This window comes from Aurantibacter sp. (genome assembly GCF_042094015.1).
GTDB lineage: Bacteria > Bacteroidota > Bacteroidia > Flavobacteriales > Flavobacteriaceae > Aurantibacter.
Window position 1 is genome coordinate 1 of record NZ_JBELDZ010000091.1, and the last position, 9,445, is coordinate 9,445.

At 28.7% G+C, this 9,445-nt stretch carries 13 protein-coding genes; 9 read left to right on the forward strand and 4 right to left on the reverse strand.

The genetic code is table 11. The annotated features are described in order from the left end of the window. Positions 1–198: 198 nt before the first annotated feature. Positions 199–699, reverse strand: a complete 501-nt coding sequence (locus tag ACFDSN_RS10905) for a DUF456 domain-containing protein (protein WP_375239886.1) — start codon at positions 697–699, stop codon at positions 199–201. An 88-nt stretch (positions 700–787) separates the two neighbouring features. Here ACFDSN_RS10905 and ACFDSN_RS10910 point away from each other — a divergent pair, with 88 nt between their 5' ends. Then, positions 788–1,264 carry a hypothetical protein gene (locus tag ACFDSN_RS10910; protein WP_375239887.1) on the forward strand — a complete coding sequence of 159 codons (477 nt, stop codon included), beginning with the start codon at positions 788–790 and terminating at the stop codon, positions 1,262–1,264. A gap of 1 nt (position 1,265) precedes the next feature. Here ACFDSN_RS10910 and ACFDSN_RS10915 read toward each other — a convergent pair whose 3' ends face one another. From ACFDSN_RS10915 to ACFDSN_RS10925, 3 genes are read right to left on the reverse strand one after another with little or no spacing between them, the layout of a single operon-like run. Next, positions 1,266–2,138, reverse strand: a complete 873-nt coding sequence (locus ACFDSN_RS10915; protein ID WP_375239888.1) for a hypothetical protein — start codon at positions 2,136–2,138, stop codon at positions 1,266–1,268. Between the two features lie 50 nt (positions 2,139–2,188). Continuing rightward, positions 2,189–3,310: a glycosyltransferase gene (locus ACFDSN_RS10920; RefSeq protein WP_375239889.1), complete on the reverse strand. Its 1,122-nt coding sequence runs from the start codon at positions 3,308–3,310 to the stop codon at positions 2,189–2,191. Beyond that, a complete protein-coding gene (locus ACFDSN_RS10925) occupies positions 3,307–4,188 on the reverse strand; it encodes a lysylphosphatidylglycerol synthase domain-containing protein (RefSeq protein ID WP_375239898.1) in 882 nt (293 codons plus the stop codon). The genes ACFDSN_RS10920 and ACFDSN_RS10925 overlap by 4 nt, the downstream gene beginning before the upstream one ends. 97 nt (positions 4,189–4,285) lie before the next feature. Between ACFDSN_RS10925 and ACFDSN_RS10930 the strand changes: the two genes are divergently transcribed. From ACFDSN_RS10930 to ACFDSN_RS10965, 8 genes are all read left to right on the forward strand, one after another. After that, complete coding sequence (locus ACFDSN_RS10930; RefSeq protein ID WP_375239890.1) at positions 4,286–4,915, forward strand: cell envelope biogenesis protein OmpA; 630 nt, start codon at positions 4,286–4,288, stop codon at positions 4,913–4,915. Continuing rightward, positions 4,915–5,496 carry a crossover junction endodeoxyribonuclease RuvC gene (gene ruvC, locus ACFDSN_RS10935; RefSeq protein ID WP_375239891.1) on the forward strand — a complete coding sequence of 194 codons (582 nt, stop codon included), beginning with the start codon at positions 4,915–4,917 and terminating at the stop codon, positions 5,494–5,496. Before ACFDSN_RS10930 ends, ruvC begins: the two co-directional genes overlap by 1 nt. Positions 5,497–5,554: 58 nt before the next feature. After that, on the forward strand, positions 5,555–6,097 hold the full coding sequence (locus ACFDSN_RS10940; RefSeq protein ID WP_375239892.1) for a hypothetical protein: 543 nt from the start codon (positions 5,555–5,557) through the stop codon (positions 6,095–6,097). A 35-nt stretch (positions 6,098–6,132) separates the two neighbouring features. Further along, on the forward strand, positions 6,133–7,278 hold the full coding sequence (gene hemW / locus ACFDSN_RS10945; protein WP_375239893.1) for a radical SAM family heme chaperone HemW: 1,146 nt from the start codon (positions 6,133–6,135) through the stop codon (positions 7,276–7,278). 3 nt (positions 7,279–7,281) lie between these two features. Further along, positions 7,282–8,028, forward strand: a complete 747-nt coding sequence (locus ACFDSN_RS10950; protein WP_375239894.1) for a cyclase family protein — start codon at positions 7,282–7,284, stop codon at positions 8,026–8,028. Positions 8,029–8,030: 2 nt separating this feature from the next. Next, the gene (locus tag ACFDSN_RS10955) at positions 8,031–8,642 is read left to right on the forward strand and encodes a DUF4230 domain-containing protein (RefSeq protein WP_375239895.1); all 612 of its coding nucleotides are present in this window, start codon (positions 8,031–8,033) and stop codon (positions 8,640–8,642) included. A gap of 130 nt (positions 8,643–8,772) precedes the next feature. Continuing rightward, positions 8,773–8,928 carry a hypothetical protein gene (locus ACFDSN_RS10960; RefSeq protein WP_375239896.1) on the forward strand — a complete coding sequence of 52 codons (156 nt, stop codon included), beginning with the start codon at positions 8,773–8,775 and terminating at the stop codon, positions 8,926–8,928. Further along, on the forward strand, positions 8,925–9,290 hold the full coding sequence (locus ACFDSN_RS10965; protein WP_375239897.1) for an MmcQ/YjbR family DNA-binding protein: 366 nt from the start codon (positions 8,925–8,927) through the stop codon (positions 9,288–9,290). Before ACFDSN_RS10960 ends, ACFDSN_RS10965 begins: the two co-directional genes overlap by 4 nt. Positions 9,291–9,445: the final 155 nt, after the last annotated feature.

Below are 9,445 nucleotides of genomic sequence, written 5' to 3' on the forward strand. Positions count from 1 at the left end.
ACCGCAAAATATTGCTAAAAGCTTCAAATTTATTTGAAGCTTTTTTTAAGCACTAAAGTTAGTTGTGTTGGTTAATAACTGAAAGGTTATTAACAAGGTTTAAGTAGTTAAACCAATGAGAAGCTTTCCTTTTTTCTTTTAGAAAATTGGGATGCTTTTTTGTTTTAGAGCGGTTCTTTTCCTTTAGAGGAGTTAGAATTACCAAAAAATAACATTTTTATAATCCCACAAAACACTAATAAAAATCCCAAAATAAATACACGCTACAATAAATTTTAAAAGTGTACTGGTAACAAAACCTAAGAAAGATCCAAAAGCTGCTCTAATAGCTGTTTTAGTGTCTGCTTGATTGGTTAGTTCTCCAATTAATGCACCAACAAAAGGTCCGATAATAATACCAAAAGGAATTGGAGCAATTAATCCAATTATTAAACCAATACTAGTTCCTATAACACCAGCTCTACTTCCACCAAATTTTTTAGTGCCAATTGCTGGAATAATATAATCTAAAGTAAAAACAAGTATAGCAACTATAAATGTTATAATAAGCAATATGTTATTGTTTGGTACTGCATCTGTAAGATATAAAAGAAGTAAGCCAATCCAGCTAATTGGTGGGCCAGGTAAAACGGGAAGAAAACTACCAATTAAACCTAGAATTATAAAAAGGAAACCTAAGCAGGTTAATAAAATATCCATTCGTTTTTATTTGTTAGACGATTTTGTATCAAGCTTGTTACAGATGTCATCTAAATAAATTATCGTATTTTTCGCTTTTTAAATACGTATGTTCAGAATTCTATTAGTTTTATGTAGTTTGTTGCTAACGTCTTGCAATTATTTTGAGTCTAAAAAAATCTCGAAAGATAATATTGTAGAGCAGGAATTAAAAACGTTTGCTTGGAATGAGGTTGACACTTATCCAAGTTTTAAAATCTGTGATTCATTTGAAACCGAAGCTTTAAAAAAGACGTGTTTTGAAACCGAAATTAATAATCAAGTATTTGATGCTTTAAAGAACACAAATGTTGATGTTTATGATGCTTTTTCTGAAACTATAGAGTTACAATTAATAATCTCTGAAAAAGGTACTTTCTCTATATCATCTTTAAAAATTAGTGATTCTCTTAGAGTAGTAATTCCAGAAATCAACAAAATCTTATCTAATAGTATTACAAGTTTACCACAAGCTTATCCAGCAATTAAACGTGGGCAACATGTAAAAACTCAGTTTGTATTACCAATACTAATAGAGGTTAATTAGTTTACAAGTTAAACTTATAACCTACGGCAAAATCTACCGGGAAGTTATAGTTATCAAACACTACAGAAAAGAAAGAATCATAAACTACCGTAATATAACTGTTGTTTCCAATTTTAAAATCTGCACCAAAACCAAAGATTAAAGGTGCATCAAAAGTGGTGTTACTAACAGATTCTTCGATTAGATTAGTCACATCGTTTGGATCGGTGACTAACTCTTCAGATTTAGCGTAAGTTATAGTTGCAAATTTGGTTTGAGCGAATACATTTATTTTTTCAGATTTTACAAATCTAAATCTGTAACCTAAAGCTAATTGTGTTGCTGTGTATTCTATATCGCTATTAGAGAATGTGTGTCTTAAATTTACAAAACCAACGTGTCTGCTTTCATTTTTGGCATCAAAAACTTCTAATTCAGCAGAAATAAGCGGAACTGATGCGTTTTCTGGATTAGAAACAAAAGGTTGATTAGTTATTCCTCCAAACAAAGCAAATCTACTCTCTAATTTTCCGCGTTCAACACCAACGTAAGTATTGTCTTTTGCGCTATTATAATCGCTTATAAAGTATTTAATTCCATATAATGTATATGGTACATCGTTTGCGTCAGTTTGTGTTAATTCATAAAGCGATGTTATATATTCCTTATTGTACTCTTTTTCAGTTTTAGTGTTTTTTAACTCGACTATAGAATTATCTTCTTTTTTAATAAAGTATCTATAGACACCATTTGTTCCTGAAGTCCATAATAATTCTAAAGTACCATCAATTTCAGATTTAAGCACTAATGTTTCGTTGTTAACAGTATATGTTTCTTGGCTAAATCCAAATTGTAAACCAGCTAAAAGACTAAGTGTAAAAAGAAGTTTTTTCATTTTTATATAAATTGATGATTATGTAAATGTAAAATTTTATTAGCTAATATTTAGTGTTTATAAGCTCTATTTTTCCATTTATAGCCTCCAAATAAAGATAAAACACCAACATAAATACTAAAAAATGGATATATAATAGAAGATAGCCAAACGTAACGAAAATACTGTTCTTGACTTAAAAACAACAAGGCTTGGTAAATTAAAACAAAATCTATAATCAGTTTTAATGTAGTATAAATTAATAGTTGTTTAAATGTAAATTCATCAATAATAGAACCTAATAATAAGATAACCCAAAAGCCATTTGTAGCTAAAACTAATAATCCTAAAAGCTTAGAAAAAACACTTTTGGTTTTAGATGTTTTTGAAGCCCAACGTATGCGTTGCGCTACTAGTTTTTTAAATGTATTTACAGGTTTTGTATAAACAATTGCGTGATAGTTTTTAAGATAATTAACTTGATGTTTATTATTAACTAATGCTTTTTCTAAAAGAAAAACATCATCGCCGCTTGCAAGATTTGTGTTTCCGTTATAACCATTAAGTTGTTGGAACAATTTTTTTTTGAATCCTACATTTGCGCCATTACACATAATAGGTTTTTTTAACCCAAAGCAACCAATAGTTACACCAATCAAACTGGTGAAATCTAGAAGCTGAAAAATTTTAAAAAAGAAATCAGGTTTTGTGTAAGCAACTGGTCCGGCAATAAATTTTGAGTTATTTTCTTTAATATGCTGATTATAACTTTTTAACCAATTTACACTAAAAACACAATCTGCATCTGTAGTAATAATCCATTCATTTTTAGCTAGATTTATGGCTTGAGTTAATGCATCTTTTTTAGGTGAAACAGATGTAGAACTTGCGTTTAAAATTGTATGGTTTATGGTCGAATTATTTTTAAAACTTTCAACTATAGTCAGAGAATTATCCAAAGAATTATCGTTAATTAAAAGAACTTCAAATAGGTTTTTAGGATAATTAAGTTGTTCTAAAGATTTAAGAAGTTCAGGTAAGTTTTCAGCTTCGTCTCTAAATGGAATTACAATAGAGAATTTAACCTCTGGAGTTATATCTTTTAATGTTTCAGTCTTCATTTTATAAAACCCAAAGATTAGTGTCGAAATAACAATAACATATAGAATTATAATTACATAGAAAATAATCATACTAAAACAGATTTAGATGAATAATTAATTACATAATACGATCCAATAATTGCTGGTATTGCAAAATTTAAAAGCCACATTGTAAGAACTGTAGATAAAATTAAAATGGAATTTATTCCTGCTAAATCAAATAAAAAAACAGCAATACTACCTTTAATAACCACATCAAATAAACTAATAATAGGAACTACAGAAGCTAAAATGTAAGTAGAACTTATAAATGCTAGAGCTTCAATAAAGGATAATTCAATATTAAAGAAGCGTAAGATGGCATAAAACTGAAATGAAAAGACAATGTATCTTAACAAAGACAAGAGTATCACTTTAAAAACGGCTGTTTTAGATATTTTTAGTTCATTTATATTAAAATTGAATTTTTTGTAAATCCAAAAAATAGCACAAAAAAAACATAGACCAATTAAAACAGAAACAAAAATGTTATTAGTGCTAACAGGTAAGTTAAAACTGTAAGTATTAAAAAGATAAATCAATCCACAAGTACCAAAAATAAGGGTCCAAAATAACTGACTTAAATTCCCTATTAAATTTGAAGTGACAATGTTTTTGGCTTCATATTTTGAATAATACAATGCTTTTGCGCCATATTCTCCAATACGATTTGGAGTAATTAAAGAAGCGGTAAGACTTGATGTAGATTGCTTAAAAGCTTCAAAAAATGAAATAGAACGAATGCTTTTAACCAATAACTGCCATTTTATAATTTCTAACCACCAATTTAAAATCGACATAATAATCAATATTATTGCTGATGATATTTTTAAAACCTTAGAATTTATTAAGACATCTATAAATAAAGACCAACTTAAACTAATGGATTCAAAGCATTTTAAATAAATAATATAAAATGCACCAAACACTAAAGCTAGTTTTAGTCCTACAAAAAAGAATTGCTTAGATTTGTAATGCAAGGTTAAAGTGTTATTTTAACTTGCAAAATAACTAAAACTAAAGATAATGCGATTACAAAACCATTTTAAATGCTTTGCTATTATATTTTTATTAAGTCTAACAACGCTTTTTGCTCAAGAAGATTATAGTGTTTTAAAAGGTCAGATTGCATTTGGAATTAATTCGCCGGCACAAGATGGATTTGTAAGACCTTTTGAGGCTAAAGGCACTAATTTTCCGACTATTAATTTTGGTGTCCAATATATGTTTAAAGCACAGTTTGGTGCAAAATTAGATTTAGGCTATAATAGAATGGCAAACGGAAGCGATTCTCCAGAATTTAAATTAAACTATACACGAGTAAACGCACAATTGGTTTACGATTTAACTACAAAAACAACCTTTTTACCACAAGGAACAGGTTTTGTATTACACGCAGGTCCTGGTTTTTCGATGATTAAACCTTTAGGAGATTATGGCGCAAATAAAACATCGTTTTTAAATGCAATGGCAGGATTTGAGTTTCATTATAAAGTAGCTAGAACTACATCGGTTTATTTAGATACATCTTATGTATTTGCTTTTGGAAGTGAATTCGATCCAATTACGGAAGGTTATGGTTCTTTTAATGGTAATATGCTAACTGTAACACTTGGTTTATCTGTGTCTTTAAGTGGTTGTAGAACGTGTAATTAATGGCTGCTAAAGAACAAATTATTTTGGGTATTGATCCTGGAACTACGATTATGGGTTTTGGTCTTATAAAAGTGGTGAATAAAAAGATGGAGTTGTTACAATTAAACGAACTCGATTTAAAAAAATACGATGATCATTACCTTAAACTAAAACTTATTTTTGAGCGTACTATAGAGCTTATAGAAACACATCATCCAGACGAAATTGCTATTGAAGCACCTTTTTTTGGAAAGAATGTACAAAGTATGTTAAAGCTTGGTAGAGCTCAAGGCGTTGCTATGGCTGCAGGATTGAGTAGAGAAGTGCCAATTACAGAATATGCGCCAAAAAAGATAAAAATGGCCATTACTGGTAGTGGAAACGCTAGTAAGGAACAAGTAGCTAAAATGCTACAGAATTTATTAGGTATTAAAAAATTGCCTAAAAATTTAGATGCTATGGATGGTTTAGGCGCTGCTGTTTGTCATTTTTATAATCAAGGTCGTGTTGAGGTTGGAAAGAGTTATTCTGGTTGGGCAAGTTTTGTGAGTAAAAATGAAGATAGAGTTTCTAAAAAGTCTTCGATAAAAAAGCCTAAATAATTTTTTGCAGTAATCAATTATCTTTTAACAATTATCGGTTATTAATAACTAATGAATTATGAAAAGTTTTTTACTATTATTTATATTAATACTTTCAAGTTGTTCTTCATCCAAAAGTTATGAGGAAAAAGTAAATAATCTAGTAATTGTAGAAGCAGAATTTATTGGAGAAAATAAGGTTTTAGACACTTTAAGATTTGATATTTTTGAGGATAGAAAAACATTAAGCTACAGTTATACTTCTATTTCTAATAAAAAATATTTCAATAAAAACACTTTAATTGAATTCCAACTAGCAAATGATTCAATTTTGATTTATAATGGTAAAAAATGTAGTTTAATAGATACTGAAATTTTTAAGTTTGAGAATAAGAATATTGTTGTTTATAAATATTTATTCGATGATAAAAATTGGATTGATGAAGAAACAGAATATTATTTCACTAAAGAGCACGGCTTAATTTATAGTAGTGGTTTAGCTTGGTCTACGGAATTTATGTACAATAAAAAATACTTATCCGAAATCCAAGATTCGATTTTGAGAAATCTCTATAAGTTTAAAACAAGTATTCCGCCAACATTTATTAAAGATTCTATTTAATGAAAGCTCATATATAATTGATCACTGAAAAAAAAATGTCCGGAATATACATACATATACCTTTTTGCAAACAAGCTTGCCATTACTGCGATTTTCATTTTTCTACAAATTTTAAACAGAAAGATACATTAGTTTTAGCATTGGCTAAAGAATTAGAGCTGCGTAAATTGGAATTTAAAGACACTAAAGTAGAAACCATTTATTTTGGTGGTGGAACACCAAGTGTGTTGCCTGTAAAAGAATTAGATTTTATTATAAAAGCCGTTTATAAGTATTACAACGTTATAGAAAATCCAGAAATAACATTAGAAGCCAATCCAGACGATTTAATTCAGGTTAAAAATGAATCGTATAATATATATCAAGATTATTTAGATATTGGAATTAACAGATTAAGTATTGGTGTGCAGTCTTTTTTTGAAGCCGATTTAAAATTAATGAATCGTGCTCATAATGCAGAAGAAGCTAAAAAATGTATAGCAGAAGCTGTTAAATATTTCGATAATATATCTATAGATTTAATTTACGGTATTCCAAACGCTACAAATCAGCAATGGTTAGAAAACATACAAAAGGCATTAAGTTTTGGAATTTCTCATGTTAGTAGTTATGCGCTTACTGTAGAACCAAAAACCGCTTTAGAAAATTTAATAGCTAAAGGAAAAATAGATAATGTAAACGATGAGTTAGCACAAGAACAATTCTTTATTTTAAAAGATGAATTGGCTAAAAATGGTTTTGAACATTACGAGTTGTCTAATTTTGCAAAGCCTGGATTTTATAGTAAAAACAATTCAGCCTATTGGTTAGGTAAACCCTATATAGGTATTGGTCCATCGGCACATTCTTTTAATGGGATTTCCAGAAGCTGGAACATAAAAAACAATATAAAATATATAAAATCTATTCAGGATAATATAGTGCCTAATGAGATTGAAGTATTAACCAAAAACGATAGATTTAACGAAACAGTTATGACTGGTTTACGAACCATTTGGGGAATTTCTTTAGATAAAATTGAAACCAATTTTGGGCTAGATTATAAAACTGAATTATTAAATCAAACCGAAAACTTTATTAAGGAACAATTATTGTATATTGAAAACAGTACAATAAAAATGACTAAAAAAGGACAGTTTTTGTGTGATGGAATTGCGTCACAACTTTTTAAAATAGATTAAATTTTGATAGCAGAAATACAATTAAAAAATAAGAAGATTAAAGTAGATTTTTCTAAACCGTTAGATCTCTCTATTTCTATAAAATCGTCTGTAACCAATGTAAATGCGTGGTATATAGACGAGCCTAAAATTAATCCGGTACAATTAGGAGATTGGACTGGTAGTGTAGAAAAAGGTGCCGATGTTAATTTTAATAATATTGCTTTTAATCCACATGCGCATGGAACACATACAGAATGCGTAGGACATATTTCTAAAGCTTTTAGAAGTATAAATAAGGCATTAAAAACGTTTATGTTTTTAGCTGAGGTAATAACTGTAGCGCCAGAATCTTTAGGAGATGATTTAGTTATTTCAAAACATCAAATAGAGCATCTTTTAAAAGGAAAAAATCCAGAAGCATTAGTGATTAGAACAATGCCAAATACAAAAGACAAAAAAAATAAACAATACTCAAATACTAATTGGCCTTATTTAACTGAGGAAGCAGCTTTATTTATTCGAGAAAAAGGGATTCAGCATTTGCTAATAGATTTACCAAGTGTAGATAAGGAAAAGGATGACGGAAAACTATTAGCACATAAAGCGTTTTGGAATTATCCTGAAAACACTAGGAAAAACGCAACTATTACAGAATTTATTTATGTTCCAAATAAAGTAATAGATGGAAGCTATCTTTTAAACTTACAGATTGCACCATTTAAAAATGATGCATCACCTAGTAAGCCAATTTTATATAAACTACTGTAATTATGGAAACATTTTTCACGTTAATAATAGGCGCATTATTAGTTTTAGTTGCAGTAACTATTTATCGTTTTTTTATCGAAAAGAAAAGAACAACATATCAGGCAACTGTTTTGGTAGATCAAATAAAAAAGGTCTGTAAGTTTGTAACTGTAGAAGGTGATTTTGCTGAAATTTATCATTATGAAAACGTAAAAGAACGTTACTTAAAACTTATTTCTAGCCGAAAAAAAGCTTTAATTGTTATAAATGCGAAAGCACAAGTAGGTTTTGATTTAAGTAAAATTGAGATTGAAACTAATCTAAAACAGAAAAGAATTGTCTTAACTCATTTTCCACAACCCGAAATATTATCTATAGAAAATGATATTAATTACTACGATAAAAAAGAAGGTTTCTTTAATAAATTTGAAGCACAAGATTTAACCGAATTACAAAAAGAGGCAAAGCAACACATTATTAATAAAGTGCCAGAAAGCAATTTATACAATGTAGCACGTAAAGAAGCCTTAGATAGTATTTTGCTAATAGAAAATGTTGTACAAACAATTGGTTGGCAATTAGATTATTCTAAATTAAAATTAGAAAAAAAAGCTCCAAAAGAGTTGAAAGTGTAGCGAATAGAGAAAAAACACAACTCAATTTGTCTGACTATTTTTACATCTTGTCGAATTATAGTAATGTTATAAGCTTATTTTAAGCGACTTAGGTGTAAAGTCCCTAAATTAGGATAGAATACTTTATTTTATGAGTACAATCTTAGACTATATTACAGATACATTAATCAGTTTAGATATAATTTCCTCAAAAGAAAATTTAATTAAAAAGAACAACACAATTAAGCGTTCTAAACAGATTAGATTAATAGATTTAAATCGGCAAAAGAATAAATCTGTAAAATGAATTTACAACAACTCCAAGAATTTTGTGAATCTAAACCACAAACCGAAGCCACATTTCCTTTTGATGCAGATACTTTAGTTTATAAAGTAGCAGGGAAAATGTTTGCTTTAATTCCATTAGAGAAATGGGAAAGTGGAAACCCTTTTATTAATTTAAAATGCGATCCTGATTATGCTATTGAGCTTAGGGAAACATATAGAAGTATTACCGCAGGTTTCCATATGAGTAAAAAACATTGGAATAGTATTTCTTTAAAAGATAATGATATTTCTCCAAAACTATTAGCAGAACTAATTAACCATTCTTTTGATTTGGTTGTAAAAGGTTTAACTAAAAAGGTTAGAGTAGAGCTTGATTTGTAGTTTTCTGAACGTTTTGGCTAAACTGCGTTTTAATGCAGTTTAGGTTTTGTTAGCAAATGCTTCTTTTCTGATTCAAAATAATCTCGCTTAATTTTTTTGCACTCCTATTATTTCTGGCAATTTATATGCTCCATTTAATACGCTGTCATCGGGCC